Annotated in this window: 29 protein-coding genes; 16 read left to right on the forward strand and 13 right to left on the reverse strand. The window is 36.0% G+C overall.

What is annotated here, in order from left to right:
- Nucleotides 1–15: 15 nt before the first annotated feature.
- The 11 genes from atpG to lptC form a co-directional block, all read right to left on the reverse strand.
- Nucleotides 16–903, reverse strand: a complete 888-nt coding sequence (gene atpG / locus V4D30_RS06965) for an ATP synthase F1 subunit gamma (RefSeq protein ID WP_353683600.1) — start codon at nucleotides 901–903, stop codon at nucleotides 16–18.
- A gap of 31 nt (nucleotides 904–934) precedes the next feature.
- A complete protein-coding gene (atpA, locus tag V4D30_RS06970) occupies nucleotides 935–2,443 on the reverse strand; it encodes a F0F1 ATP synthase subunit alpha (RefSeq protein WP_353683601.1) in 1,509 nt (502 codons plus the stop codon).
- A gap of 6 nt (nucleotides 2,444–2,449) precedes the next feature.
- Nucleotides 2,450–2,995: an ATP synthase F1 subunit delta gene (gene atpH / locus V4D30_RS06975; RefSeq protein WP_353683602.1), complete on the reverse strand. Its 546-nt coding sequence runs from the start codon at nucleotides 2,993–2,995 to the stop codon at nucleotides 2,450–2,452.
- Nucleotides 2,992–3,555: a F0F1 ATP synthase subunit B gene (gene atpF, locus V4D30_RS06980; protein WP_353683603.1), complete on the reverse strand. Its 564-nt coding sequence runs from the start codon at nucleotides 3,553–3,555 to the stop codon at nucleotides 2,992–2,994. The genes atpH and atpF (V4D30_RS06980) overlap by 4 nt, the downstream gene beginning before the upstream one ends.
- 11 nt (nucleotides 3,556–3,566) lie before the next feature.
- On the reverse strand, nucleotides 3,567–3,986 hold the full coding sequence (gene atpF / locus V4D30_RS06985; RefSeq protein ID WP_353683604.1) for a F0F1 ATP synthase subunit B: 420 nt from the start codon (nucleotides 3,984–3,986) through the stop codon (nucleotides 3,567–3,569).
- Nucleotides 3,987–4,111: 125 nt separating this feature from the next.
- Complete coding sequence (gene rapZ / locus V4D30_RS06990) at nucleotides 4,112–4,981, reverse strand: RNase adapter RapZ (RefSeq protein WP_353683605.1); 870 nt, start codon at nucleotides 4,979–4,981, stop codon at nucleotides 4,112–4,114.
- Entirely contained in the window at nucleotides 4,965–5,486 is a 522-nt protein-coding gene (gene raiA, locus V4D30_RS06995; protein WP_353683606.1) for a ribosome-associated translation inhibitor RaiA, read from the reverse strand. The genes rapZ and raiA overlap by 17 nt, the downstream gene beginning before the upstream one ends.
- Nucleotides 5,483–6,910 carry an RNA polymerase factor sigma-54 gene (gene rpoN, locus V4D30_RS07000; protein ID WP_353683607.1) on the reverse strand — a complete coding sequence of 476 codons (1,428 nt, stop codon included), beginning with the start codon at nucleotides 6,908–6,910 and terminating at the stop codon, nucleotides 5,483–5,485. The genes raiA and rpoN overlap by 4 nt, the downstream gene beginning before the upstream one ends.
- Complete coding sequence (lptB, locus tag V4D30_RS07005) at nucleotides 6,910–7,644, reverse strand: LPS export ABC transporter ATP-binding protein (protein WP_353683608.1); 735 nt, start codon at nucleotides 7,642–7,644, stop codon at nucleotides 6,910–6,912. Before lptB ends, rpoN begins: the two co-directional genes overlap by 1 nt.
- Entirely contained in the window at nucleotides 7,641–8,123 is a 483-nt protein-coding gene (locus V4D30_RS07010; RefSeq protein WP_353683609.1) for an LptA/OstA family protein, read from the reverse strand. The genes lptB and V4D30_RS07010 overlap by 4 nt, the downstream gene beginning before the upstream one ends.
- On the reverse strand, nucleotides 8,104–8,622 hold the full coding sequence (lptC, locus tag V4D30_RS07015; RefSeq protein WP_353683610.1) for an LPS export ABC transporter periplasmic protein LptC: 519 nt from the start codon (nucleotides 8,620–8,622) through the stop codon (nucleotides 8,104–8,106). Before lptC ends, V4D30_RS07010 begins: the two co-directional genes overlap by 20 nt.
- Before the next feature lie 258 nt (nucleotides 8,623–8,880).
- On the opposite strand from lptC, the gene V4D30_RS07020 reads away from it, so the two are divergent.
- Genes V4D30_RS07020 through V4D30_RS07085 form a run of 14 tightly spaced genes read left to right on the forward strand, consistent with a single transcriptional unit; the run spans nucleotide 8,881 to nucleotide 21,739 of the window.
- Nucleotides 8,881–10,515 (forward strand): VCBS repeat-containing protein, encoded by a 1,635-nt coding sequence (locus tag V4D30_RS07020; RefSeq protein WP_353683611.1) that lies wholly within the window; start codon nucleotides 8,881–8,883, stop codon nucleotides 10,513–10,515.
- A gap of 3 nt (nucleotides 10,516–10,518) precedes the next feature.
- Entirely contained in the window at nucleotides 10,519–11,226 is a 708-nt protein-coding gene (locus tag V4D30_RS07025) for an isoprenyl transferase (protein WP_353683612.1), read from the forward strand.
- Nucleotides 11,207–11,995, forward strand: coding sequence for a phosphatidate cytidylyltransferase (locus tag V4D30_RS07030; protein WP_353683613.1), 789 nt, complete (start codon nucleotides 11,207–11,209; stop codon nucleotides 11,993–11,995). Before V4D30_RS07025 ends, V4D30_RS07030 begins: the two co-directional genes overlap by 20 nt.
- Before the next feature lie 9 nt (nucleotides 11,996–12,004).
- Complete coding sequence (locus tag V4D30_RS07035; RefSeq protein WP_353683614.1) at nucleotides 12,005–13,150, forward strand: 1-deoxy-D-xylulose-5-phosphate reductoisomerase; 1,146 nt, start codon at nucleotides 12,005–12,007, stop codon at nucleotides 13,148–13,150.
- The gene (rseP, locus tag V4D30_RS07040; protein WP_353683615.1) at nucleotides 13,147–14,211 is read left to right on the forward strand and encodes an RIP metalloprotease RseP; all 1,065 of its coding nucleotides are present in this window, start codon (nucleotides 13,147–13,149) and stop codon (nucleotides 14,209–14,211) included. The genes V4D30_RS07035 and rseP overlap by 4 nt, the downstream gene beginning before the upstream one ends.
- Nucleotides 14,208–14,636, forward strand: a complete 429-nt coding sequence (locus V4D30_RS07045) for an NUDIX hydrolase (protein WP_353683616.1) — start codon at nucleotides 14,208–14,210, stop codon at nucleotides 14,634–14,636. The genes rseP and V4D30_RS07045 overlap by 4 nt, the downstream gene beginning before the upstream one ends.
- A complete protein-coding gene (gene rfaE2, locus V4D30_RS07050) occupies nucleotides 14,614–15,618 on the forward strand; it encodes a D-glycero-beta-D-manno-heptose 1-phosphate adenylyltransferase (protein ID WP_353683617.1) in 1,005 nt (334 codons plus the stop codon). Before V4D30_RS07045 ends, rfaE2 begins: the two co-directional genes overlap by 23 nt.
- Nucleotides 15,599–16,135 (forward strand): CDP-diacylglycerol--glycerol-3-phosphate 3-phosphatidyltransferase, encoded by a 537-nt coding sequence (pgsA, locus tag V4D30_RS07055; RefSeq protein WP_353683618.1) that lies wholly within the window; start codon nucleotides 15,599–15,601, stop codon nucleotides 16,133–16,135. The genes rfaE2 and pgsA overlap by 20 nt, the downstream gene beginning before the upstream one ends.
- Nucleotides 16,132–16,722, forward strand: a complete 591-nt coding sequence (gene plsY, locus V4D30_RS07060) for a glycerol-3-phosphate 1-O-acyltransferase PlsY (protein ID WP_353683619.1) — start codon at nucleotides 16,132–16,134, stop codon at nucleotides 16,720–16,722. Before pgsA ends, plsY begins: the two co-directional genes overlap by 4 nt.
- Nucleotides 16,719–17,384, forward strand: coding sequence for a 7-cyano-7-deazaguanine synthase QueC (queC, locus tag V4D30_RS07065; protein ID WP_353683620.1), 666 nt, complete (start codon nucleotides 16,719–16,721; stop codon nucleotides 17,382–17,384). The genes plsY and queC overlap by 4 nt, the downstream gene beginning before the upstream one ends.
- A complete protein-coding gene (locus V4D30_RS07070) occupies nucleotides 17,381–18,088 on the forward strand; it encodes a lysophospholipid acyltransferase family protein (protein ID WP_353683621.1) in 708 nt (235 codons plus the stop codon). The genes queC and V4D30_RS07070 overlap by 4 nt, the downstream gene beginning before the upstream one ends.
- Before the next feature lie 2 nt (nucleotides 18,089–18,090).
- Entirely contained in the window at nucleotides 18,091–18,831 is a 741-nt protein-coding gene (locus tag V4D30_RS07075) for a hypothetical protein (protein WP_353683622.1), read from the forward strand.
- On the forward strand, nucleotides 18,818–20,080 hold the full coding sequence (locus V4D30_RS07080; RefSeq protein ID WP_353683623.1) for an endonuclease Q family protein: 1,263 nt from the start codon (nucleotides 18,818–18,820) through the stop codon (nucleotides 20,078–20,080). Before V4D30_RS07075 ends, V4D30_RS07080 begins: the two co-directional genes overlap by 14 nt.
- Nucleotides 20,081–21,739, forward strand: a complete 1,659-nt coding sequence (locus tag V4D30_RS07085) for an ATP-dependent helicase (RefSeq protein WP_353683624.1) — start codon at nucleotides 20,081–20,083, stop codon at nucleotides 21,737–21,739.
- On the opposite strand, the gene V4D30_RS07090 is transcribed toward V4D30_RS07085, so the two are convergent.
- Complete coding sequence (locus tag V4D30_RS07090) at nucleotides 21,736–22,320, reverse strand: DJ-1/PfpI family protein (RefSeq protein ID WP_353683625.1); 585 nt, start codon at nucleotides 22,318–22,320, stop codon at nucleotides 21,736–21,738. The genes V4D30_RS07085 and V4D30_RS07090 overlap by 4 nt on opposite strands.
- Before the next feature lie 98 nt (nucleotides 22,321–22,418).
- On the opposite strand from V4D30_RS07090, the gene V4D30_RS07095 reads away from it, so the two are divergent.
- Entirely contained in the window at nucleotides 22,419–23,195 is a 777-nt protein-coding gene (locus tag V4D30_RS07095) for an ABC transporter permease (protein ID WP_353683626.1), read from the forward strand.
- A complete protein-coding gene (locus V4D30_RS07100; RefSeq protein WP_353683627.1) occupies nucleotides 23,192–23,929 on the forward strand; it encodes an ATP-binding cassette domain-containing protein in 738 nt (245 codons plus the stop codon). The genes V4D30_RS07095 and V4D30_RS07100 overlap by 4 nt, the downstream gene beginning before the upstream one ends.
- A gap of 110 nt (nucleotides 23,930–24,039) precedes the next feature.
- Here V4D30_RS07100 and hcp read toward each other — a convergent pair whose 3' ends face one another.
- A complete protein-coding gene (gene hcp, locus V4D30_RS07105) occupies nucleotides 24,040–25,656 on the reverse strand; it encodes a hydroxylamine reductase (protein ID WP_353683628.1) in 1,617 nt (538 codons plus the stop codon).
- Nucleotides 25,657–25,782 lie beyond the last annotated feature (126 nt).

The following is a 25,782-nucleotide window of genomic DNA, read 5'->3' on the forward strand; positions in this document are numbered from 1 at the left end:
TCTTTTTTTAAATTTTTATCCTTCACTTTGTTTTAAAGCTTCCACACCACCAACTATGTCCATAAGCTCCTTTGTGATTGATGCCTGTCTTACTTTGTTTGCTATAAGAGTTGTCTTCTTGATTAACTCATCACAGTTCTTTGTAGCATTATCCATTGCCGTCATTCTTGCTGCCTCTTCTGCTGCCTGAGATTCCAGAAGCGCTCTGTAAATCTGGATTTCTATATAAATCGGAAGAAGCATGGCAAATAACTCAGGTGCACGGGGTTCGTATGTAAAGGGAATAAATACAGGCTGTTCAGAAGGTTCAGAAGCTATTCTTCCAACTGGTAAAATTCTATTAATTACAACTCTTTGAGATATTACCGATTTAAATTCATTATAAATGATCAACACTTCATCAACTGCTTCAGTTACATAGGCATTAATCATCTCCTGTGCTATCATCTGAGCGTGAGTGTATTGAAGTTTTCCAGAAATTCCGGTCCATATATTTTTAAGGGGAATCTCTCTTCTTTTGAAGTAATCCCTTGCTTTTCTGCCCACCACTGAAATTGTAGTATTCAAACCTTCCTTCTTTAGCCTGTCTATCTCTTTTGTGGCAACTCTTAAAATATTAGTATTAAAGGCTCCGCAGAGTCCTTTATCAGATGTAATAACCAGTACTTCTACTGTCTTAATAGGTCTTCTTAAAAGCAGAGGAGGAAGATCACTTCTTGTCTCAACTGCTACAGCCAAATCTGAAAGAACCTGTTGCATTTTAGTGGCATAAGGTCTGTATCTGAGCATACTCTCCTGAACCTTGCGAAGCTTGGCTGCTGCCACCATTTTCATAGCAGATGTGATCTTTTTTGTTCCCTGTATTGCTTTTATTTTTTTCCTTATATCTCTTAATGTTGGCATTTAACTGCTCCTACCTTCAGATTTTATTTAACTAAGGCTGAAATGTCTTTTTAAACTCTAAGATAGCATCTGTAATCTTCTGTTTTAATGTATCATCAAGCTCTTTCTTTTCTCTAATTTCCTTTCTAAGGTCTTCTTTCTGGCTTCTAATGAAGCTCAGGAATCCCTGTTCAAATGCTCTGATTGAAGAAACGGGTAAGTCATCAAGATGTCCCTGAGTTCCTGCAAAAATGAGCATTATCTGATCTTCTACAGGCATTGGAACATACTGATCCTGTTTAAGAAGCTCAACCATTCTCTGTCCTCTTTCAAGCAATGCTCTGGTAGCTTTATCAAGATCTGCAGCAAACTGTGCAAATGCTGCCAGTTCTCTATATTGGGCGAGGTCAAGTCTTAACATTCCTGCAACCTGCTTCATTGCTTTAATCTGTGCTGCACCACCAACACGACTGACTGATAGACCCACATTAATAGCTGGACGAACACCAGCATAGAAAAGCTCAGGTTCAAGATAAATCTGTCCATCTGTAATGGAAATAACATTTGTTGGAATATATCCTGAAACATCACCTGCCTGAGTCTCAATAACCGGAAGTGCTGTCAGTGACCCTCCACCTTCTGCATCTGAAAGTTTAGCTGCTCTTTCAAGCAATCTTGAATGGAGATAAAATACATCACCAGGATATGCTTCTCTTCCTGGAGGTCTTCTAAGAATCAATGAAATCTGCCTGTATGCATAAGCCTGCTTTGTAAGGTCATCATAACATACAAGGGCATGCATCCCTTTATCTCTAAAGTATTCACCCATTGCGCAACCAACATATGGAGCTATGTACTGCATAGCAGCAGGTTCTGAAGCAGTAGCTGCAACAACAATTGTATGATCCATTGCACCATATTTCCTCAGAGTCTCAACAACCTGAACAACACTCTGACGTCTCTGACCACATGCAACATATATACATATACAATTCTGACCTTTTTGATTGATTATTGTATCAAGCAGAATTGCTGTTTTACCAGTCTGACGGTCACCAATGACAAGCTCTCTCTGACCTCTTCCTATTGGAATCATTGCATCTATTGCCTTAATACCTGTCTGGAGTGGCTCTTTAACAGGCTGTCTTTTAATAATTCCAGGTGCAATTACATCAACCTTTCTGAAGTGTTTTGCATTAATTGGACCTTTGCCGTCAATTGGCATTCCAACTGCATTAACAACTCTTCCAATGAGCTCTTCTCCAACTGGTGTTTCCATAACCCTTCCAGTTCTCTTAACAATATCACCTTCTTTTATCAGCCTGTCATCACCAAACAGAATTGCACCTACATTGTCTTCTTCAAGGTTGAGAGCCATTCCGTAAACACCATTTGGAAGCTCAAGCATTTCGGAAGCCATGCAGTTATCCAGTCCATAAATTCTTGCAACACCGTCACCAACAGAAGTAACAATTCCTACTTCGCTGACATCAGCCTTCTTCTCAAAGTCAGCAATCTGCTTTTTAAGGTACTCGCTAATTTCTTCCATCTTAAGTTCCATAGTTTTTCACCCCTTTATAAGCTTATCTCTTAAAAGACCTAACTGGCCTTTTATGCTCAAGTCATACATAGTGCTACCCACCTTAACTCTAATTCCACCAAGCAGTGATGGGTCAACCTCATATTGTAGTTCAATGTCTCTACCAGTAATTGCCCTGAGAGATTCAACAATCTTTTGCTTAATACTTTCAGGAAGCTCCACAGCAGATGTAACAACACCTTTAACCTTTTTCTTGGCTTCCAGATAAAGGGCATTGATATACTTTACAATCTCTCCCAATCCAACAAGCACACCTTCAATACTGAGGAAAGTGAGAAATTTCTTTGCTTCTTCTGGAAGTGCCAGTTTCTCACAGAGATAGTTAATCACTCCAGCTCTTTCTTGCACATTAAATGAGGGAGAAGCAAGCATGTTTCTGAACTGCTTTTCTTTCTGCATGAGCAGAGCCATTGTTTCTAATTTCCCTGCAATTTCAGGAACCTGGTCAAGATTAACCAGGCTTAAAAATTGTTTTGCATATTTTTTTGCCTTAGCTCCTCTTACCTTTCTCAATTTTTCCGCCCCTCTATTATTTTTATTGATTCCTGAAGAAGCTTTTCCTGCTCTTCAGGTGTTATTTTCTCTTTCAGCTTTTGTTCACTGAGCTGAATTGCAAGCTCTGCTGCTTCAAGTCTTAATGCATCCTTAGCCATCTTAACTTCAAATTCTATATTTGTTTTAGCCTGCTCAAGAATTTTTTCCTTTAATTTATCAGTCTCCTGAATAATCTGTAACTTTTCTTGCTCACCTATCTTTTTAGCTGTATCTAAAATATCCTGAATTTCTCTGTCCTTTAATTTAAGCTTTTCCTCTACTTCCTGAAGAGCTTTCTGAGCAAGCTCTTTGGCTTCCTGTGATTCTTTTATGCTCTTCTCAATTAATTCTCTTCTCTGAGCAAAGAAGTTTTTAAGGGGTTTACCTAAGAACTTAACAAGAAGAAAGACAAGTATGGCAAAATTAATGAACTGAAAAGCCCAGCTTTTTAAACTTCCTCCTCCATGCTCTGTCTCTGCTGCCATTGCTGTAGAGGCAAAGATTACTATCATTGATATCAAAATCAATACTCTCTTCATATTACCTCCAATCAAACCTTAATCAGTTTATTCACGATCTCTTCAGAAAGTCTTTCAACTTCCTGCCTGAGTGCTGCTCTTATTCTTTCTGTTTCTGCTTTAATTTCTGTTCTTGCTTTTTCAATCATTTGAACAGCTTCTTTTTCTGCATTTGCGACAACCTCTCTCTGATAGGAAAGCCCTTCCTCTCTTAAAGCATTGATAATACTTTTTGCCTGAGCCTTTGCCTGAGCCAGATCTGCATTCATCTGAGCAATGGCTTTCTCTTTCTTTTCATTCATAGCCTGAGCTTCTTCCAGAGCACCTTTAATCGTCTGTTCCCTCTGCCTGAAAAGCTCCATCATGGGCTTAAACAGAATAGCATTAAGAATAAACATCAACACAAAAAATTGAACCATTAAGACAAAAAACCAATTGTTGAACTCTAACATACCCCACCTTCTTTCTGTTAGATTTTTGTGGCTATAAAAAACAACTGCAAAAAAGAATACCATACAAACTCTATTTTGTCAAGAAATTGTTAATTTTAAATTTTTATGGATTTCTTAAAATTTACTTATAAATCTCTGTGAATCACTACGGGATTAAGAGAGAGGCTCTTTATATACCTGGCTATTTCTTCTGCTAAAACCACTGACCTGTGCCTGCCTCCAGTACATCCAATTGCTATTGTTATATAGGCTCTGCCTTCTTTTTTATATCCTGAAACTGCAAAATTCAAGAAATTCTTGATATATTTCAAAAATTCAATTGTTTCCTTTTGTTTCAAAACAAAATCTCTTACTGGTTCATCTTTTCCGCTTAACTCTGTTAAAGAAGGCACAAAATAAGGATTTGGCAGGAATCTTGCGTCAAAAACAAGATCAGCATTCATAGGAACACCTTTTTTATAACCAAAGGAAATAATGGTCACTGAAGGCAGTATTTCTTCTTCTGCATAAATTGAACGAATTAATGACTTTAACTGATGGGGATTAAAATTTGATGTATCAATTATTCTTTCAGAAAAGCTTCTGAGAGGATAAAGCAGAGCTCTTTCCTTTTTTACTGCCTCAATTAAATCACTGCCATAACCTGAAAGGGGATGAGGTCTTCTTGTTTCTTTATATCTTAAAAGAATTGCCTCATCATCAGCTTCAAGAAACAAAATTTCTGTTCTGTAAATACTTTTGATTTTTTCAATAACTTTTGTTGCTTCTTCCAGAAACTGCTGAACTCTGATGTCAATTCCTATGGCAATATTTCTGAAAGTTGTGTGCTTCTCCAGCAACTTTAAAAATTCCAGTATAACCGGAGGTGGAAGATTATCTACACAGAAAAATCCTATATCTTCCAGAGTTCTAAGAGTTACGGTTTTACCCGCACCAGAAAGCCCTGTTACTATTACTATAAATTTTTCAGAGCTCAACTTATCTTGCTGGTTCAATTAAGCCAAAATTGCCATCTTTTCTTCTGTATACCACATTAACATCTCCGGTGAATGAATTAAGAAAAATAAAGAAATCTTTATCTAAAAGTTCCATCTGGTCAACTGCTTCTTCTGGTGACATAGGTCTTAAATCAAATTTTTTATATTTAACGATTCTCTTTGTCTGTTCTGTTTCTTGAGAAGCTGAAGCGGGATATTTGACTGCTTCTTTTTTATTTTTATTTTGAATCTTCTCTTTGTACTTCAAAACCTGTTTTTCCAGTTTCTCCACAACCTGATCCACTGCTGAATAAAGGTCTTCTGTTTTACCTTCAGCCTGAATTAAATGCCCATTTACTTTTAACAGAACATCTATTTTATGAGTAAACTTTTCTGTGCTTATTGTTACTATTGCCTCTGAAGCGTCATTTAAAAACCTTTCAAATTTACTAACCCTTTTCTCAATATACTGTTTTAATGCCTCTGTGACATCAATGTTTTTCCCTCTGATTGTTATCTTCATTCTGTCTCCTCCTTAATAATTTTTTGTTTTCTCAAAGATTTTGGTGGTATTTTAAGCTCTTCTCTATATTTTGCAACAGTTCTTCTGGCAACATCTATGCCCTGTTTTTTTAACATATCTGAAATTTCCTTGTCAGAAAGAGGATTTGCTGGATTTTCCTCACTTATAATTTTTTGAATTAGCTCCTTTACAAAAGTGGTGGAAACACTTCCATGATTGGATGGCAAAGCGTTACTGAAAAAAAATCTGAAACTAAACACACCATGTTCACAGGCAAGATACTTATTTGAAGTTACCCTGCTTATTGTGCTTTCATGAAGTCCGAGGTCATTTGCCACATCCTTCAAATTAAGGGGTTTTAAGTAGCTAATGCCTTTATCAAAAAACTCTCTCTGAAACTTGATCAGACTTTCAGTTACTCTGTAAATTGTCCTGTTTCTCTGCTCTATGCTTCTTAAAAGTTCTACAGCATTTTTAAATTTTTCTTTCAGATATTTCTTTTCATCAGAAGATAAATCTTTTTCTGTAAAAAGCTGTCTGTAAAGTTTGCTTAGTCTCAGCTTTGGAATGCCTTCGTCATTCAATATAATCTGATATTCACCTTCAACCCTGTTTACATAAACATCAGGAACTGGAATGTTCACATGAATCTTAGAAAAGTTTCTACCCGGTCTTGGCTCAAGTTTTTCTATAATTTTTACTGCTTTAGTGACTTCATCAACAGAAACATTGAATTTTTTCGCAATGGTTTCATATTTCTTTTTTCTTATATCTTCAAGATGCTCTTCCACAATAGACTGAACCAGGGTATTTCCCAGATCAAGCGCTTTTATCTGCAGGATTAAACATTCTTTTATGTCCCTGGCAGCAACTCCCGGAGGATCAAATCCCTGAACAAGTTCAATTGCTTTCTTTACAGTTTCAATGTTTGTTTCTGCAATTTTTGCTAATTCTTCTTCTGTTGCTTTAAGATATCCATCTTCATCAATGTTGCCAATAATTATCTCCGCCACTGCCCTTATTTCATCTGGAGCTTTACTTAATCTCAATTGCCACAGGAGATATTCCCAGAGGTCAGAGGTCGTTGAGTAAAAAAGTTCAAAGGAAGGCTTTTCTTCTATGCCAGGATTAAAATAACCAAGATCCCTACCATCATCAGCTCTCTCAGCAAAATATTCATCTATCATTATCTTTTCTAATTTATCCACTGCTACGGGCTCTTCAGCTTCTTCTGAAACTTCTTTTTCATGATCGTTTTCAGTCTCTTCATCCAGTTCAAGCATGGGATTTTCCATTAATTGAAGCTCAATAAACTGGCTGAGCTCAAGCTGCGGCAGTTGTAAAAGCTTTAGCTGAAGCTGAAGCTGCGGTGTGAGTGCCAGTTTCTGCGTAAGCCTTAGCTCAGCTTTCTGTTCAAGTGCCATTATAGTTTAAACTCCTCCCCTAAGTAGGCTTCTCTTACCACAGGATCATTAATCAGCATATCAGGACGACCTTCGGCAAGCAATTTACCGCTGTGTATAATAAATGCTCTATCAGTTATAGAAAGAGTTTCCCTCACATTATGGTCTGTTATTATTACCCCAATTCCCTTATCTTTGAGATGCTTTATCGTTTTTTTTAGTTCAACCACAGCCAGAGGATCTATGCCTGCAAATGGTTCATCAAAAAGCATAAAAATAGGTTTTAATGCAATTGCCCTTGCAATCTCAGCCCTTCTGCGCTCACCACCAGAAAGCTTATATCCTTCCCTGTCAGCAAACTCTGTTAAATTGAATTCTTTAAGAATTGAATCAACTTCTTCATCAATCCTGCTTAAAGCAGCTTTATCATCTTCATATTTAATTTCAAGAACAGCTTTAAGATTTTCCCTCACTGTCAATTTCCTGAATATAGAAGGTTCCTGAGGAAGGTATCCCAATCCAAGTCTTGCTCTTTCATAAATTGGCATTGATGAAATGTTTTTGTTATCAAGAAAAATATTGCCACTGTCTGGTTTTATTATTCCTGTTATCATATAAAATGTGGTTGTTTTTCCAGCTCCATTGGGGCCCAACAAACCAACAACTTCTCCACTTTTTACTTTGAAACTTATACCTTTAACAGCCTCTTTCTTGCCAAAGCTCTTTTTTAAATTTTCAACCTTAAGAGTGCTCATTTTCCTGTTTTTTTCTCTTTTAAATAAACCTTACTTTTTTCCACCAGCGATCTATCATCTTTCATGAAATATGTTATTTTTTCGCCTGTTACAAGATTTTTACCTTCTGTTGCTCTTGGTTCGCCGGTGAAAATCACTCTTTCCTCAGGCTCAGGAAGATATGTTGCCTTATGGGAGGTAATTACTCTGTCTGCCTTTACAAGCTTTACATTTCCTATTGCCTCTATCATCTTTATATTTCCACCTTTTTGCTCATCCTCGTAATAAACAATCATTTTATTTGCGTACAATGTAACCTCTCCTCTTTTAGCTACAACATTTCCTTCAAATGTAGCTGTTTTTGCTTTACTATCATTTATAAGCGTGTTTGAGGTTATTATGATAGGCTCTGGCATCTCTTTTTTGTCCTGAGCAAGAACTGGATTAATAAAAAGAAACAAAGCTACCAAAACTATAAAACTACTTTTTAGAATAGACAATTGCTGTCACCCCTTTCTTTAATTCTATCAAATTCTCACTGGCTTTGCCAGAGTTGCCTTCTATAATAAACCTGTTTCCTTCAATCTTAAGTGGATTATCAGAATAAAGAGTTTTATCCTTTGCGCTCCAGTATGCCTCTGTGCCATAAATTTTATACTCCTTTGAAAATCCTTCTATCCATTCACTTAAAATAAGATCGCCTGATTCAATCCAGTAAAATCCCTTTCTGGCTTTTACAGTAAGATTTTTTTCAGGGAAAAACATAGTAAGCTCCCGTAAATCCATTAACTTGCCATCATCACTCATCAAAGCCTCTTTTGAAAAAAGTTGTAGCTTCAACTGCCCATCTTTTTTCTGAATAAACTGAGCATCTTTAAAAAAAGAACCTTCCATTGAAACCTTTACCTTAACAGGATGCTCTTTGTCCAGATAATCAAGAACTACAAGTAAAATTACAACAATAATTATACCTGCAAAAACTAATACCAGTTTTTTCATCTCTGTTTAAATATACCATAAAAAACCTTTCATATGCGATTAAATGCGATTAAACTCCTGAGATACTGCCATTAGAATCATATCTTGTGATTGCCTCAGAGATTGTCTGCTTCGGCAAAGCCTCCAGAAATGCAAAACATTAAATACTTCAGACCTTACCTCAGGGAGATGCTTCGCATTTTCTGGTTAAGGAAAACTTTTGACTTGTAAAAGCATTTTAGTTTAAACTTTAAAATGCATTTTATAAAAAATGGGCTGATGCTATTTTTTGTACTGTGTTTAATTTATGTCAAACCATGTTATGCAGAAGTTGACTATTTTAAAAATTTTAAAGAAACTCTCTTATCCTATTTCCCTTTCATTGCTGGTAAAGTTGTAAAACTGGAAAATAACAAACTCACTCTTGATAAAGGTTATAAAGAGGGAGTAAAAAAGGGTCAGAGAGTGGTTATTTTTGAAGAAACTGTTCCTTTAATTCACCCTGTAACAAGACAGGTTATAGGTAAATCAGAAAAAATAGTTGGTTCTGCTGAGGTTGTAAGCGTTGAAGAAAACTCTTCGGTAGCTGAGCTTTTAGAAGGAAACATCTCCTCCAGCGAACCCCTTTTATTCAAGATACCGAAATCAAAAATTAAAATTTTATATGCTCAAGGAGATACTGAATGGGCAGTCGGCGAAGGCTATTACAGGGACCTGAAAGATACTGAAAGATTTGAACTTATTGATGCTCCTGTAAATGTAACTGATGTAGAAAAACTTTTAAAACATCCGGGTAATGCCGACGTTTTACTTTTACTTAAACAATCAAAACAGGATGGAAACCTGAAGCTCTCTCAGGAGCTTTACTGGATTAAAGATAAAAAACTTTTTTCTCGCACCGAGATTGAACTGCCTTCATTAGCTTTGAATGAGTTAAGAAAAAAATATGCCTCATTAATAGTTCCTGAAGGGCACACTCTTCTTTCTTTCAGACTTTCAAAAAGCATTAACAGGATTGCTGTTGGCAATTTTGATGGAATAAGCCCAAATCAAATTTTAATTGCCTCAGACAGTGAAGTAAGCCTCTACACCATAGATGTTGACCTTAAACTCAAGAGCAACTACTCAATTGCAGTAAGTGGTGATGTTCTCTGGTTTGATACAGGTGATATTGACAGGGATGGCAAAGATGAGATAGTGATAACAATAAAGAAGGATGAGAGAGTTATTTCATTGATAATTAAATGGGTTGGTGATGGTTTCAATGAAATTGCCAGACTTAATGATGTATTTTTAAGAATCTATGATGGAAGATTAATTGCCCAGAGTTACTCTCCTTCCTCTGGTTTTGACGGAGAAATTTTTTATATAAAGCCTCAACAATCAGGTTATCAGACTAAGGCAGCGTTAAAACTTCCAGTTAAAGCAAACATCTATGATTTTTATCTTTTCGGCAATATCATGTTTAAGTGGGAAGATGACGGCTCTCTCGCAGTATATGACAACAAGGGTGTTTCTCTCTGGCGCTCACAGGAACCTCTTGGATACGGACTACAGTATGAAAAACAAACTGGAATTGCTATGTTAAGCCTCGGAAAATGGAAAGTTCAAAGCAGAATAAAGCCTTTAAGTAACGGAATAATAGTTATAGAGAAAAAACCTCTTTTAGGACTTGTAAATGTTTCAACCCTTGGATACAAAAGCTCTACATTACATCTACTTCAATGGACAGGAATCGGAATTGAAGATACATCCATTACAGAAGAGATGTCAGGAGAAATACTTGACTACGCTGTTTCATCAGATAAATTGTTTGTTCTTGTAAAGCCTCCTTTTGGCTTCAATCCAAAGAGGCTTCTTCAGGGAGAAAGTCCTTTTGAGACAATTCTACATATACTTTCCTTCAAATATTAAAAAATGGGCAGATTTATAAGGCATGTTGGAATAATAATGGATGGAAATGGAAGATGGGCACAGTTGAGAGGACTACCTCGCTATGAAGGACATAAAAGAGGAGTTGAAAAAGTAAAAGAAATTATCCGTGCTGCGATAAGACTAAACATTGATGCGCTTACCTTTTATGCTTTTTCAATAGAAAACTGGCAAAGACCAAAAAAGGAAGTTGAAATAATTATGGAGTTATTACAAAATCATCTAAAAAAGGAAACTCAATTATTTCTTTCTCAGGGAGTCAGGTTTAAAATGATAGGAAATCGTCAGATGTTGCCTACAAATATACTTAAAATAATTGAAGAAACAGAGCAACTAACAGAGCATTGTAGTAATCTTACCGCACAGTTTGCCATAAGTTATAGTGGAAGGGATGAAATCTTAAGGGCAGTGAAAAAAATAATTGAAAATCAAATAAAACCTGACGAACTCAATGAAAGCTTATTCTCATCAATGCTTGACACAGCCGGGACTGCAGAGCCTGATCTTATAATCAGAACTTCAGGAGAACAAAGACTCAGTAATTTTTTAATATGGCAGTCTGCCTATTCTGAGTTTTACTTTACTCAAACTCTTTGGCCAGATTTCACTGAAGAGGAGTTTACAGAAGCAATTCTTGATTTTCAAAAAAGACAGAGGAGATTTGGAAAAGTAAGTGAGTTTACAAGGTCATAAAAAAAGAGTTCTCGTTGCACTGATTGCTTTACCTCTTTTAGTTTTTCTTGTTGTAAAGCTACCTCCTTACTTCTTTTTAGCACTCCTTACAGCAGTGTGTGCTGTTGGAATGTGGGAATTTTTAAAAATGTATAAGACTTGCAGTTTCTGGATTGGTTTTGGAATTTTCTCCTCTGTGATCATTTTTTTACTTAACTGTTTTTATCCCCAGTTTGCACTGCATTATTATGCTACAGCCTTTGCAGTAATAACCATCATTCGTTTAATAGCAAAAAAAGACCCTCAGTATGCACTCTCTGAAATCTCTCCTGTTATGATCGGGCTTTTATACATTCCTGCTTTACTTGCTTTCCAATGGTTTTTAAGAGAACATGGCTGGCAATGGATTATATATCTGTATGCTGTTGTATGGTCAGCAGACTCCTTTGCCTATTACATCGGAAAGGGATTAGGGAAAAAGAAGCTTTATCCAGAAGTAAGTCCCAAAAAAACATGGGCTGGTGCCTATGGCTCTTTAATGGGTGGAATAATTGCTTCTTTATTATTTGGAAATTTTTTACTGTCAAAGCCTTTTGTCAAACTTTTAATAGCTGGCTTCTTAATTGGCTTTATCAGCATATTTGGTGATCTTGTTGAATCAATGTTTAAAAGAGATGCTCAGGTAAAGGATTCAAGCTTTCTTTTTCCAGAGCATGGTGGAGTTCTTGATAAAATAGATAGTATGCTTTTTGCAGGTGTTTTACTGTATTTTTTTATGAAGCTTATGTAGGAGAAGGCATTGAAAAAAGTTGTAATACTTGGTAGCACAGGCTCTATAGGTAAAAATGCTCTTCAGGTAATAAGGCAATTTCCTGAAAAATTTAAGGTTCTTGGGCTTGCTGTCAAAAGTAGCATTAACCTTCTTAAAGAGCAGATTGAAGAGTTTAAACCAGAGTACGTGGCAGTTTATGATAAAAAAGCCTGCGAAAAGTTAAAGAAAGAAATAAAATCATTAAATATACTCTGTGGAACTGAAGGAGTATGCGAGATTGCAAGACTTAAAGAAGTAGACATTGTTCTTTCAGCTATTGTTGGTGCAGAAGGTCTTCTACCCACATTTGAAGCAGTAAAGGCTGGCAAAACAGTAGCACTTGCGAACAAGGAAAGCCTTGTAATGGCTGGTGACTTAATAAAAAAACAAGTCAGCAAGAGCAAAGCTCAGATAATTCCCGTTGACAGCGAACACAGTGCTGTTTTTCAATGCATTAACGGATGCAATAAAACTTACATAAGAAAAATATGGCTTACTGCCTCTGGAGGACCTTTTAGAGGAAAGAAATCCTGGGAAATAGAAAATGTAACTCCTCAGGAAGCATTAAATCATCCAAAATGGAAGATGGGAAAGAGAATTACCATAGATTCAGCAACCCTTATGAATAAAGGATTTGAAGTTATTGAAGCACATTTTCTCTTTGACATACCTGTTGAAAACATTGCAGTATTGATTCATCCTCAAAGCATTGTTCACTGTCTTGTTGAATTTATTGACGGAACCTATCTCGCCCAGATAAGCAACCCTGATATGAAAGCTCCTATTGCGCTGGCACTTTCTCTTCCAGAGAGACTTCCAGATATAGTTTCTCCAATAGACTGGAACACTTTACGGGAGCTTAACTTTGAATTACCTGATACAGAGGTTTTTCCATGCCTAAGCCTTGCTTATGAAGCAGTCAAGATTGGAGGCAGTATGCCAGTGGTTTTAAATGCCGCTGATGAGATTGCTGTTGATGCTTTTCTTTCAGGAAGGTTAAAATTTAATGAGATACCCAAATTGATTAAAAAAGTTATGGATGTCCACAGAGTTTTTAATCCTGACAGTATAGAAGAAATCCTTGAAATTGATAGCTGGGCAAGAAAAAAAGCACTGGAGGAAATAAAAAAATGAACTTTATTTATGCAATAATTCTCTTTGGTTTTTTAATATTTATTCATGAAATCGGTCATTTCCTCGCTGCCAAAATAAGTGGGGTAAGGGTTCTTAAATTCTCAATTGGTTTTGGACCAAAGGTAATTGGTAAAAGAATTGGAGAAACAGAATATCTACTGAGTGCTGTTCCTCTTGGTGGATATGTAAAAATGTATGGAGAAGAGTTTGGCGATGAAGTAATTGACGAAAGACGCTCTTTTAAACATCAGCCAGTCTATAAAAAAATTTTCATTGTTTTTGCAGGTCCTCTTTTTAACATAATTGGCGCTGTCTTTCTCTTCTGGATTGTATTTGTGCACGGAGTTCCTGTAATTAAACCAGTAATAGGAGAAGTTATGGAAAACTCACCTGCTTACATGGCAGGATTAAAGACTGGCGATAAAATCATAGAGATTGAAGGACAAAAAATCTCAAACTGGTTTGACATGGCTCAGTTTATCCAGCAGAATCCAAATAAAAATCTTAATTTTAAAATTGAAAGAAACGGTGAAATCATTCAACTTCAGATAACTCCTCATGGAAAGGAGGCTAAAAACATTTTTGGGGAAAAGGTTTTTGTTGGGCAAATCGGAATAAAGCCAGATGAAAAGGCTATTTTTATAAAAAAAGAAGAGCCTTTGAATGCTCTTAACATGTCTATTAAGAAATGCTATGAAATTGTAGAGCTTACCTATCTTACCATTGTAAAAATCTTTCAAAGAGTTGTTTCAACTGAGGTAATAGGAGGTCCTATTCTCATATTTCAGGCTGCAGGGAAAACTGCTGAGCAGGGATTGGTAAGTTTCTTAAGCTTTGCAGCAATAATCAGCATAAATCTCGGAGTGCTTAACTTGCTTCCAATTCCTGTTTTAGATGGTGGTCACATTTTATTTTTCCTAATTGAGGCAATAAGAAGGAAACCCTTAAGTGAAAAATTCATTGCAGTCTCGCAAAAAATCGGCATAGCCTTTTTAGTTGCCTTAATGATGCTTGCTTTTTACAATGATATTTTAAGACTTTTAACCGGGAAGATGCCATGATGAAAAGAGTTTTCTCTGCAGGTGGAGTTGTTTATAAATTTGAAAACGGAGATTTAAAAATACTGCTGATTTCAACAAAAGAAGGTAAAGCCTGGGCTTTACCAAAGGGGTTGATAGAAAAAGGAGAGAACTCTAAAGAAACTGCCCTGAGAGAGATAAAAGAAGAAACAGGCATAGATGGTAAAATAGTTGATGAAATTGGAGAAACTTCTTACTGGTTTGTCATGGATGGAGAAAAATACTTTAAAACTGTAAAATACTTTCTTGTAGAATACACAGGCGGTGAAATAACTCCTCAATGGGAAATAAATTCTGCAGAATGGTTTAGCCCCGATGAGGCAGTGGAGAAAATTACCTACAAGACTGACAGAGAAATCTTAAAAAAAGCCATAGAAAAAATTTATGGGCAAAATATTAAGTCCTGAACAACTGAAAAAAGAGATAGAGAAATTAAAAAAAAAGGGTAAAAAAATTGTTTTTACAAATGGATGCTTTGATATAATCCATGTGGGACACATAAGATATTTAAAGGAAGCAAAAAAACTTGGGAATGTACTAATAGTTGCCATAAACTCTGACAGCTCTGTTAGAAAAATCAAACCACTCAGACCAATTAATCCAGAGAATGAGAGAGCAGAAGTGCTTTCTGCAATGCAATTCGTTGATTTTGTTACACTTTTTAATGAAGACACGCCCTATGAACTTATTAAGTATCTTCAGCCAGATGTTCTTGTTAAAGGAGGAGACTGGAAGATTCAGGATATTGTAGGAGCAGACCTTGTAAAGGAAGCCTACAGTCTTCCATATGTTGAAGGAGTTTCAACCACTGAAATAATCAATAAAATTTTAAATAAATACAAAAATTTCAATATTCAGCCTTCAGCTGAAACTATAGAAAAGGCAAAAAAAGTAAAATTTCTCATTCTTGATGTTGACGGAGTTTTAACTCGTGGAGACATAATCCTTGACGATGAAAACAATGAATTTAAAATTTTTAATGTAAGAGATGGGCACGGTCTTGTTATGCTTCATAAAGCAGGAATAAAGATTGCTGTAATAACAGGAAGACATTCAAAGGCACTTCAGAGAAGAATGAAAGAACTTGGAATTACAGAGGTTCATCAGGGTACACGGGAAAAACTCAAGATTTTCTATGAAATAGTTAAAAAATTCAATCTCAAAAAAGAAGAAATTGCAGCAATGGGTGATGACATAATTGATTTATCTATTTTAAGCAGAGCAGGACTGTCATTTGCTCCACAGGATGCTCATGAAGAAGTTAAAAAAAATGTTGACATGGTAACTCAATGTAAAGCTGGACAGGGTGCTGTAAGAGAAATCTGTGATATAATTTTAAAAGCAAAAGGACTCTGGGATAAATTTATAGATGAATACTCAAATCTTTAATCTTCCTACGACATTAACGATTATACGCATACTTATTATTCCGATTTTTATAATAGAGGCGCCAACAAATCCACAACTTGGTGCATTTCTGTTTTTTATAGCATCTGTAACTGATTTTCTTGACGGATATCTGGCAAGAAAATTTCGCCAGATAACAAAATTAGGAATTATATTAGACCCTATTGCTGATAAACTTCTTGTAATAGCTGCCTTAATTATTCTCGTTGACATAGCAAGAGTTCCTGCATGGATAGCCACTGTTATTGTTTTAAGAGAATTCATAATCACCACAATGCGTTTTTATGCTTTATCCCGTGGAGTTGTTATTCCTGCTGAGACTGCTGGCAAGGCAAAAACCGTGCTTCAGATGATATCAATTTTGCTACTTCTTATTGCAGAAGAAGTATATGGAGTTGACCTTTATGATTTAGGAGTTATTTTAATATACATCGCCACATTTGTAGCTGTATTTTCTGGAATTCAGTATATTTTCCACTTCTGGAGGAATATAAAATGAGTCTTCTTTTCTGTATATTAGCCTTTTTTCTTGGCTCCATTCCCTGGGGATATCTCATCGGTAAAGCAAAAGGCATTGACCTGAGAAAAACAGGAAGTGGAAACATCGGAGCAACAAATGTAATGAGAGTTATTGGTAAAAAAGAGGCATTGATTACTTTACTACTTGATATAGCAAAAGGGATTATTCCTGTTGTGATTTTAAAATTCTCTTCCTATGGAGAAAATGAAATTTTGCCTGGTGCAGTGGGATTTTTTGCCATACTTGGACACTGTTTTACACCTTTTCTTAAGTTTAAAGGAGGCAAAGGAGTTGCCACCTCTATCGGAGTTTTATTAGCCTACATGCCTTTAGCTGGGCTTATTACAGTGTTTATCTGGATAATTACTGTTAAAATTAGCAGAATCTCTTCTCTGGGAGCACTTGTCTCCTTTGCTTTGCTTCCCTTGAATGTGATCATTATAAACTATCCTAAGGAGTTTTTGTTTTTTGCATGGCTCTTTACAATTCTCATTTATTCAAGGCATATTTCAAATATAAAAAGATTAATTAAAGGAACTGAACCCAGAATCGGAGAAAAGAAATGAAAGCTGTTGTACTTTTAAGCGGAGGAATTGACTCCTCAACAACTCTTGCCATAGCAAAAAATGAAGGATTTGAATGTTATGCTCTTTCCTTTGACTATAGACAACGACATAAAGTAGAGCTTGAATCTGCCAAAAAGGTGGCAGAATATGTAGGAGTAAAGGAACATTTAATCATTTCCTTTGATTTAAGAAAAATCGGAGGTTCAGCTTTAACATCAGAGATTGATGTGCCAGCTGGAACACAGGAAGGAATCCCTGTTACCTATGTTCCAGCCCGTAATACCATATTCCTGAGTTTTGCCCTTGCCTGGGCTGAGGTTTTAAATGCATCGTATATCTTTATTGGTGCTAATGTTGTTGATTATTCGGGATATCCTGATTGCAGACCCGAATATCTTCAGGCTTTTGAGCGCATGGCAAATCTTGCAACAAAAATCTCAGTAGAAGGCAAATTACAATTTAAAATTCATGCTCCTCTCCTTTATCTTACAAAAGCAGAAATAATTAAAAAAGGAGTTGAACTCGGGCTTGATTATTCTCTTACATGGAGCTGCTACAATCCTCAGGGTGAACCTCCAAAACCATGTCTTAAATGCCCAAGTTGCATATATAGATTGAAAGGCTTTGAAGAAGCAGGGATACAAGATCCTCTAATAAAATGATTACAATAAAACTTCACACGAATGTAATAAAAAAAATAGTTCTCAGTGCAATTAAAGCCAATAAAGGTAAATACACATATGAAGAACTGGTAATTGATGGTTTGAAAATTCTTGAGATGATGAGAGATGTTGGTTGCAGAATTACAATTAAAGGAAGGGAAAACCTTAAAGATTTAGAACCTCCATGCGTTTTTATAGCAAATCACATGAGCACCCTTGAAACACTAGTTCTTCCCGGTGTAATTGGAAAAGAATTTAGAGTAACCTTTGTAGTGAAGAAATCTTTACTTAAATATCCCTTTTTTGGAAAAATTCTGTCTGCTCTGAATCCAATTCCAGTTACAAGAAAAAATCCCAGAGAAGACTACAAAGTAGTAATGACTGAAGGATTAAAAAGGCTTCAGGAAGGAATATCTGTAATCGTCTTTCCTCAGGCAACCCGTGAGATTATTTTTGACCCAACGAAGTTCAACACTCTTGGAATAAAGCTTGCAAAAAAAGCTCACGTTCCCGCTGTGCCTATAGCTTTAAGAACAGATGCATGGGGAATAGGCAAAATTTTTAAAGATTTTGGTAAAATTGATCCTTCAAAGCCTATTTGTTTTTTTATTGGTAGTCCTCTTTATGTTGAAGATAAAGGACTGAAGCAGCATATTCAGGTCATCCAATTCATAGAAAACTCTCTTAAAAAATGTTATAATTGATTATGCAAGTTAAGGCCAATGACAGAATTGAAACTTTTCATGATCTTGTCAGGGTTCTCAAAACTCATCCTGAATGGCTTGAAGAACTCAGACAACTTATTTTAACTACTGAACTCATTGAACTACCGAAAAAATTTGAAGAATTCATAGAAAACGAATTTAAACCTTTAAAGAAAAAAGTAGATAAATTAGAAGAAGATGTGGCAGTGCTTAAACAAGATGTGGCAGTGCTTAAACAGGATGTGGCAGTGCTTAAACAGGATGTGGCAGTGCTTAAACAGGATGTGGCAGTGCTTAAACAGGATGTAAAAATATTAAAGGATGATGTTGGAATGCTTAAAGGTGACATGTTTGAAATGAAATTAAAGGATAAGGCACCTTCCCGTTTTGGCTTCATCATCAGAAGATGTAAGGTTTTAAGTGCTGAAAAATATGTAGAAATTTTAGACGACGCCCTTGATGAAAACAAAATTACCTTTGAAGAAAGAGAAGATGCTCTTGATGTTGACCTTGTTGCAACCGGTGTTTTGACGAAGGATCCGACAAAAAAAGTCTTCCTCGTTGCCGAAGCCTCTGTAAAAGCTGATAAAAGAGATATAGAAAGAGCTTATAGAAGAGCCCAGATTTTTAAAAAAGCTACAGATACTGAAACCTTAGCTGTTGTGGTCTGCAAAGAAAAAACACAGGGTGCCATAAAAAAAGCTCAAGAACTGGATGTTATTCTAATAAATGTTCTACGCTGATCTTCATATTCATTCCAGATTCTCAAGAGCAACAAGCAAAGAAATGATTCCTGAGGTAATTGAGCAGTGGGCTCAGCTCAAAGGCATAAAACTAATTGGAACAGGTGATTTCACCCATCCAGAATGGCTCAGGGAAATAGAAAAAAAATTAAATGAGGAAGGAAATGGACTGTTTACCCTTAAAAAACAATATCGCCTTGATGTGCCCGATTCCTGCAAAGAGGATATATTTTTCATCCTATCCTCTGAAATAAGCTGCATTTATCAAAAAAATAATAAATTAAGGAAAATTCATCTTGTAATTTTATCGCCCTCAATAAGGGATGTTACAAAAATAAATCATGCTTTATCTCACATAGGGAGTCTTGGTTCAGATGGTAGACCCATTCTTGGAGTTGATGCAAAGGAAGTTATGAAAATAATTTTTGATATTTCACCATCTTCAATGATAATTCCAGCCCACGCATGGACTCCTCATTTTTCCGTGTTTGGATCTCAGTCAGGTTTTGACAGTCTAACTGAATGCTTTGAAGAACTTACTCCTTACATCTATGCAATTGAAACAGGTCTGAGTTCTGATCCACCAATGAACTGGCGTCTCAGTGAACTTGACAGAGTAATTCTTGTTTCAAATTCTGATGCCCATTCACCAGGAAAAATTGGCAGAGAAGCAAACATCTTTGATACTGAAATGAATTACAATGCCATTGCTCAAGCAATAAAAACAGGTAAGGGATTTCTTGGCACAGTAGAGTTTTTCCCTGAAGAGGGAAAATATCATTATGACGGACACAGAGCATGTGGAGTAAGATTATCACCTAAGGAGACAATAAAAAGAAATTATTTATGTCCTGTATGTGGTAAAAAAGTTACTGTTGGAGTAATGCATAGAGTTGAACTCCTTTCTAATAGACCTGAAGGGTTTAAACCTAAACAGTCCTTTCCTTTTAAATCCATCATTCCTTTACCTGAGATAATTGCTGAAATAAAAGATAGTTCTCCGCAGTCTAAATCAGTGTTTGATACATATATGAAAGCCCTTTATAAACTGGGGAATGAATATGATATACTTTTGAAAAAAGATTTAGCGGAAATTGAAAAATTTGATTCAAAACTGGCAGAAGCAATTAAACGAATGAGAGATGGAAAGGTTTATGTAGAAGCTGGATATGACGGAGAATATGGCAAAATAAGAGTTTTTGGTGAACCTATTGAAAGAGAGATTAAAGGGCAGGCAATCCTTTTTTAAATGAATCTTAATAAAAATCAAAAAATAGCAGCAGAAACTTCAGAGAAAATATGCTGTGTTCTTGCAGGTCCTGGCACTGGTAAAACTCTTACAATAACTGCAAAGATCATTCATCTACTGCAGAAAGGTATAAAACCTCAGGAAATTGCTGCACTTACTTTCACCCAAAAAGCAGCCATTGAAATGAAGCAGAGAGTTATAAATAGCCTGAAACAAAAAGAAAACATACCTTTTATAGGCACCTTTCATCTTTTATGCCTAAAACTTTTAAGAGAATTTTTGCCAGATAAGGAAAAGCATTTTCAACTATGCACAAGAACAAAACAGAGAGAAATAATCTCTGATTTATACGGGAAAAATGCCGATAAAGCAATTGAAAAAATAACAAAATTCAAAAATACAGCTACACCTCTGGATAAAAACATCTTACTGGTCTACGAAAAATACGAAGAAAAAAAGAGACAGCTTAATCTTCTCGATTTTGATGATCTATTGCTAAAAACTCTTGAATTAATCAATAAAAACCAGATTCCACCTCTTTTTTCTTATATAATCGTTGATGAATTCCAGGATATAAACAAGATTCAGTATGAACTTGTAAAAGGATTGCTCAAAGAGAATGGTTTTCTTGCAGTATTTGGTGATCCTGACCAGGCTATTTATTCTTTCAGAGGCTCAGAAATTGAACTTTTTTTAAAACTACCACAAGATTTTCCAGATTTAACTCTTATAAATCTGTCTCTTAATTATCGTTCTCAGAAAAATATAATAGAAGCTTCAAATAAGTTTATCACAGCAAACACGAAAAGGTTTTCTAAAAGAGTTGAAGCTACAAGAAAAATAAAATCTCCTCTAATCCTTTTTGAAGTTGAAGACGAACATGAGGAAGCCAGAATCATTGTTAAAGAAATAAAGTCAAGAGTTGGTGCAACAGATTTTACAGAACTCTATAAGAACAAAGAAGAAACACCCTATAGTTTTTCAAGTTTTGCAGTTCTTACAAGAACAAATGCTCAGCTTAAAATCATTAAAGATTTTTTAAAAAAAGAAGGAATCCCAGTAAAAACTATAAAGAAAGATGCAGAACACTGGATATCTTCAATTATAAAGAAACTTACTGAAGTAATGAGTAACTCATCGGAAAAACTTTTTACAAATATGCCATTAAAAGATTTTCTTGAATCATTTGGAATCTATGAAGGATTATCAGAAATGGAAATCTTTATGTTAAGCAACATGGCAAAGACATATAAAAATGGCAAACTTATAGAGCAGATACAGGCATTCATTGATGAAGTCTCCGCAATGACACCTCTTGATCTATTTCCAGAAAGCCTGAATGCAGTAAGCCTGCTTACTCTTCACAGTTCAAAGGGTCTTGAATTTCCTGTTGTTTTCATCGCAGGTTTTGATGAGGGTCTGATTCCCTATACTCTGGCATCTGATACTGATGTAGAGGAAGAAAGAAGGCTCTTTTATGTTGGAATGACACGGGCAATGGATGACTTAATACTTATTCATTCAAGGCAAAGACTCATAAATGAGAAAAAATTAAATATGTGTGTTTCTTCTTTTCTTAAAGATATACCAGCAGAATACATAAAAATAAAAAAGGTCCGGTCAAACAGAACCGGACCAAGACAAAAAGGTCTTTTTTAAACTTTTATTTCTGTACCAAGAAGCTCAAGAAACTTTCTTATCCACTCTGGATGAGCTGGCCAGGCAGGTGCTGTTACAATATTTCCATCTACACAAGCATTTGAAAAAGTTGAATTTACTTCACACCACTTTCCACCGGCAAGTAAAATTTCTGCCTTTACTGCAGGATAGGCAGTAAGAGTTCTGCCCTTTATAACATTTGCGGCAGTCAAAAGCTGAATTCCATGACATATGGCAGCAACAGGTTTGCCTGATTCAACAAAATGTTTTACTATTTCTAATACTTTATCATTAAGTCTCAGATATTCAGGAGCTCTTCCACCTGGAATTACAATGGCATCATAATTTTCAGGTTTAATTTTTTCAAAATCTGCATTTAACATAAAATTATGACCTCTTTTTTCTGTGTATGTCTGATCTCCTTCAAAATCGTGCACAGCAGTTTTTACAGTTTCGCCTGCTTTTTTCCCCGGACAAACTGCATGAACAGTATGTCCCACCATCTTGAGTATCTGGAATGGCACCATTGCCTCATAGTCTTCCACAAAATCTCCAACAAGCATTAAAATTTTTTTAGACATACCACACCCCCTATGATTTTGTTTGAGGCTGTATCATTTTTATTGAACAGCCTTTTTATTTATTATAAACTGTTTATGTTAAGATATTGTTACGCCCTATGAAAAAATATAGCAGGGTAAAAAAAATACTGGCAGAGTTACAGGATTTCTATCTTCTTTGCATAAACTCCATTTTAAAACTTTTTAAAAGACCTCTATACTTTGATGATATAATTGAGCATATGGAGTATGCTGGTTCTGCCTCTGTTTTTATTGTATCTCTGGTCTGTCTTTTTGTAGGAATGGCTCTCAGTCTACAACTCAGTGCTGAACTCAGCAGACTTGGATTAAAGATGTACACAGGTAAAATTGTCGGTATTGCAGTAATAAGAGAAATTGGTCCCCTTGTAACCGCACTGGTTTTTATAGGTAGAGTTGGTGCTGGACAGACTGCTGAAATTGGCTCAATGATTCTCGGACATCAGATAGACACCTTAAGGGTTTACGGAATTGATCCTGTTAAAAAAGTAGTAATTCCAAGAGTAATTGCATCAGTTGTAATGCTCCCTTGTCTTACAATAATAGGAGACCTCGTATGTCTTATTGGAGGCTACTACATAGCAGTTTTTGTCAGTAATCAGAGCGGTTCTTTTTATTGGTCAAGCATTATTAGAGAATTAAATTTTCAAAATGTCTTCTCCGGCTCAGTAAAACCCTTTATATTCGGATATCTTATCTCCTGTATAAGCTGTTTTTACGGACTTACAACCCGTGGAGGTGCAAAAGGTTTAAGAACCTCAACCACAAAAGCAGTGGTTACATCAATTGTTGTTGTAATCGCTACTGATTTTATACTAACAAGAATTTTACTCTATGCACTGGGGTTTACTGTATGATAATCTTTGATGATGTATGGTTCTCTTACGGAGACAGAGAAGTCCTCAAAGGTGTGAGCTTTACTGCAGAATTTGATGAACAAATAGCTGTTCTTGGCGAAAGCGGTGAAGGAAAAACAACCATCTTAAAACTGATTCTGGGTTTAATCACACCGGACAAAGGAAAAATTATAATAGATGGTATTGATATAACCAAACTAACTGAAGAAGAACTTATTCCTGTAAGAAGAAAGTTTAGCATTGTTTTTCAAGAAGGAGCTCTTTTTGACTCTCTGCCTGTGAAAGAAAACGTAGCTTTTTTCATGAGGGAACTTTTAAAACTTCCTGATGAAGAAGTTTATCGGAGGGTAAGAGAATTGCTTAAACGTGTTGGAGTTGAAGATGCAGAGGAACTCATGCCAGAAGAACTAAGTGGAGGCATGCACCGAAGAGTAGCCATTGCCCGTGCTCTGGCAGTGGGGAAAACAAAGATGTTTCTTTATGATGAGCCAACCGCAGGACTTGATCCTATCAATTCTGAACGAATTATTCAGCTAATTAAAGATTTAGCAGACAGAGAAAATATAGGTTTCATGATAATAACTCATATGGTTTATGTAGCATGGCAACTTTGCAATAGATTTATTTTTCTTAAAGATGGATATATCTTATTTGATGGCAATAGAGAGGAACTCATTAAAACCCAAATTCCTGTTGTAAAGGATTTCATAAAAGAGCTATTTTTTAAAGTGTAGCAAGATTCAATGCAGAAATCTCTGAAGTTGCCTTAGAGACTGGTTTAACATTCTGAACGGTAAACCAGTCTCTAAGTAAAAGCGTCACACAGTTTTAGTTTATCGCATTTTCATGAACCCAGTATTTCTTTTAAGTCTTCATCCGCTGTTTTGATTGGCTTTATACTAAAATTATCAACAAGAACTGTCAAAACATTAGGGCTTACAAAGGCAGGAAGGCTTGGTCCGAGACGGATGTTCTTAATACCGAGATAAAGCAGTGTCGTAAGAATTGCAACTGCTTTCTGTTCAAACCATGAAAGAATCAGAGAAAGTGGAAGCTCGTTTACACTTACATTGAAAGCCTTTGAAAGCGCCAGAGCTATCTGGATTGCTGAATAGGCATCATTGCATTGACCCACATCAAGAAGTCTTGGAATTCCTTCAATTGAACCAAGTTCTTTATCAAAAAATCTGAATTTACCACAGGCAAGAGTAAGAATAACAGTGTCTTTTGGTGCTTTTTCAACAAACTCTGTGTAATAGCTTCTACCAGGTTTTGCACCGTCACAACCTCCCACAAGGAAGAAATGTCTTATTTTACCAGCTTTAACAAGCTCAATTACTTTATCGGCAACGCTTAAAACAGCATTTCTTGCAAAGCCTACCATTACGGTTTTTTCTTCTCTGTCCTCTGGAAAACCTGGCAACTCAAGAGCTTTTTCAATTACAGGTGTAAAATCCTTATCTTTGATATGTCTTACCCCGGGCCAGCCAACAACACCTGTTGTGAAGATTCTGTCTTTGTAGGACTCCTGAGGTTTAATTATACAGTTTGTGGTCATTAAAATTGCTCCGGGAAACTCAGCAAACTCCTTCTGCTGGTTCTGCCATGCTGTGCCGTAATGTCCATAAAAATGCTTATATTTCTTCAACTCTGGATATCCATGACAGGGAAGCATCTCTCCGTGGGTGTAAACATATATGCCCTTTCCTTCTGTCTGTTGTAAAAGAAGCTCAAGGTCTCTCAGGTCGTGACCAGAGACTACAATTGCCTTGCCTTTTTTATAACCCAGTGGAACTGCCGTAGGAACAGGATGTCCGTATTTGCCAGTGTTGGCAGCATCAAGAAGCTCCATTGTTTTGAGATTAACCTCTCCGGCTTTCAAAACCATATTAAGCCAGTAATTCATATCTCCATCTCTCTGCATGGCATCAAGGGCATCATAAATAAAGGCATAGACAGAGTCATCTTCTTTGCCAAGAATTGCTGCATGGTCAGCATATGCTGCGATTCCTTTTATTGCATAAAGAGTAGTCTCTTTAAGCGATTGAATGTCAGGATCCGGAGAATTCTGAAATAACTTTTTATTTGCCTCTTCACCCTGCTTTATCAGTTCTTCCATTGAATCAACAGGAAAGATGCGGCAGGCATCTGTTTCCTTAACTGTGTAACCTTTTTCCTTGAGTTCTTCTCTGATTTTTACTGCTTCATAGATAAAATTTCTTATTGCCTCAGAATCAAAATTAACATTGGTAAGTGTTGCAAAGAGAGCTTCAACAGTAAATCTTTTAATTTTGTTGTCCAGCCTGTTTTCCCTGAGTGCTTCCTTTGCATAAGTAGAAAGTCCCTGAAGGCAGTAGATTAACAAATCTTGAAGATATGCCGTATCTGGCTGTTTCCCGCACACACCCAGTTTTGTGCATGCTACCTGATTTGCTGTTTGTTCACATTGTCTACAAAACATAGTTAAACCTCCTCAGAAGCATTGTTTATAATTAATTTTACTCTATTTAATCAGCAGAAAATATGATTTAAATCATGTTTTCAACAAGAATTCTACAACTTTTGTTTTTTTATTGAAATTTTGTTT

This window comes from Thermodesulfovibrio sp. 3907-1M (genome assembly GCF_040450955.1).
Taxonomy (GTDB): Bacteria; Nitrospirota; Thermodesulfovibrionia; order Thermodesulfovibrionales; family Thermodesulfovibrionaceae; genus Thermodesulfovibrio; species Thermodesulfovibrio autotrophicus.

Bases quoted from the DNA above. Each gene is read 5' to 3' on its own strand.
- plsY (WP_353683619.1), top strand. From the start codon at position 16,132: ATGAGTCTTCTTTTCTGTATATTAGCCTTTTTTCTTGGCTCCATTCCC.
- rseP (WP_353683615.1), top strand. From the start codon at position 13,147: ATGAACTTTATTTATGCAATAATTCTCTTTGGTTTTTTAATATTTATT.
- V4D30_RS07080 (WP_353683623.1), top strand. From the start codon at position 18,818: ATGTTCTACGCTGATCTTCATATTCATTCCAGATTCTCAAGAGCAACA.
- V4D30_RS07090 (WP_353683625.1), bottom strand. From the start codon at position 22,320: ATGTCTAAAAAAATTTTAATGCTTGTTGGAGATTTTGTGGAAGACTAT.
- V4D30_RS07020 (WP_353683611.1), top strand. From the start codon at position 8,881: ATGCTATTTTTTGTACTGTGTTTAATTTATGTCAAACCATGTTATGCA.
- V4D30_RS07070 (WP_353683621.1), top strand. From the start codon at position 17,381: ATGATTACAATAAAACTTCACACGAATGTAATAAAAAAAATAGTTCTC.
- atpG (WP_353683600.1), bottom strand. From the start codon at position 903: ATGCCAACATTAAGAGATATAAGGAAAAAAATAAAAGCAATACAGGGA.
- lptB (WP_353683608.1), bottom strand. From the start codon at position 7,644: ATGAGCACTCTTAAGGTTGAAAATTTAAAAAAGAGCTTTGGCAAGAAA.
- V4D30_RS07025 (WP_353683612.1), top strand. From the start codon at position 10,519: ATGGGCAGATTTATAAGGCATGTTGGAATAATAATGGATGGAAATGGA.
- V4D30_RS07085 (WP_353683624.1), top strand. From the start codon at position 20,081: ATGAATCTTAATAAAAATCAAAAAATAGCAGCAGAAACTTCAGAGAAA.
- atpA (WP_353683601.1), bottom strand. From the start codon at position 2,443: ATGGAACTTAAGATGGAAGAAATTAGCGAGTACCTTAAAAAGCAGATT.
- rfaE2 (WP_353683617.1), top strand. From the start codon at position 14,614: ATGGGCAAAATATTAAGTCCTGAACAACTGAAAAAAGAGATAGAGAAA.
- pgsA (WP_353683618.1), top strand. From the start codon at position 15,599: ATGAATACTCAAATCTTTAATCTTCCTACGACATTAACGATTATACGC.
- lptC (WP_353683610.1), bottom strand. From the start codon at position 8,622: ATGAAAAAACTGGTATTAGTTTTTGCAGGTATAATTATTGTTGTAATT.
- queC (WP_353683620.1), top strand. From the start codon at position 16,719: ATGAAAGCTGTTGTACTTTTAAGCGGAGGAATTGACTCCTCAACAACT.
- rpoN (WP_353683607.1), bottom strand. From the start codon at position 6,910: ATGGCACTTGAACAGAAAGCTGAGCTAAGGCTTACGCAGAAACTGGCA.
- V4D30_RS07075 (WP_353683622.1), top strand. From the start codon at position 18,091: ATGCAAGTTAAGGCCAATGACAGAATTGAAACTTTTCATGATCTTGTC.
- raiA (WP_353683606.1), bottom strand. From the start codon at position 5,486: ATGAAGATAACAATCAGAGGGAAAAACATTGATGTCACAGAGGCATTA.
- atpF (WP_353683603.1), bottom strand. From the start codon at position 3,555: ATGAAGAGAGTATTGATTTTGATATCAATGATAGTAATCTTTGCCTCT.
- hcp (WP_353683628.1), bottom strand. From the start codon at position 25,656: ATGTTTTGTAGACAATGTGAACAAACAGCAAATCAGGTAGCATGCACA.
- V4D30_RS07095 (WP_353683626.1), top strand. From the start codon at position 22,419: ATGAAAAAATATAGCAGGGTAAAAAAAATACTGGCAGAGTTACAGGAT.
- V4D30_RS07045 (WP_353683616.1), top strand. From the start codon at position 14,208: ATGATGAAAAGAGTTTTCTCTGCAGGTGGAGTTGTTTATAAATTTGAA.
- V4D30_RS07100 (WP_353683627.1), top strand. From the start codon at position 23,192: ATGATAATCTTTGATGATGTATGGTTCTCTTACGGAGACAGAGAAGTC.
- atpF (WP_353683604.1), bottom strand. From the start codon at position 3,986: ATGTTAGAGTTCAACAATTGGTTTTTTGTCTTAATGGTTCAATTTTTT.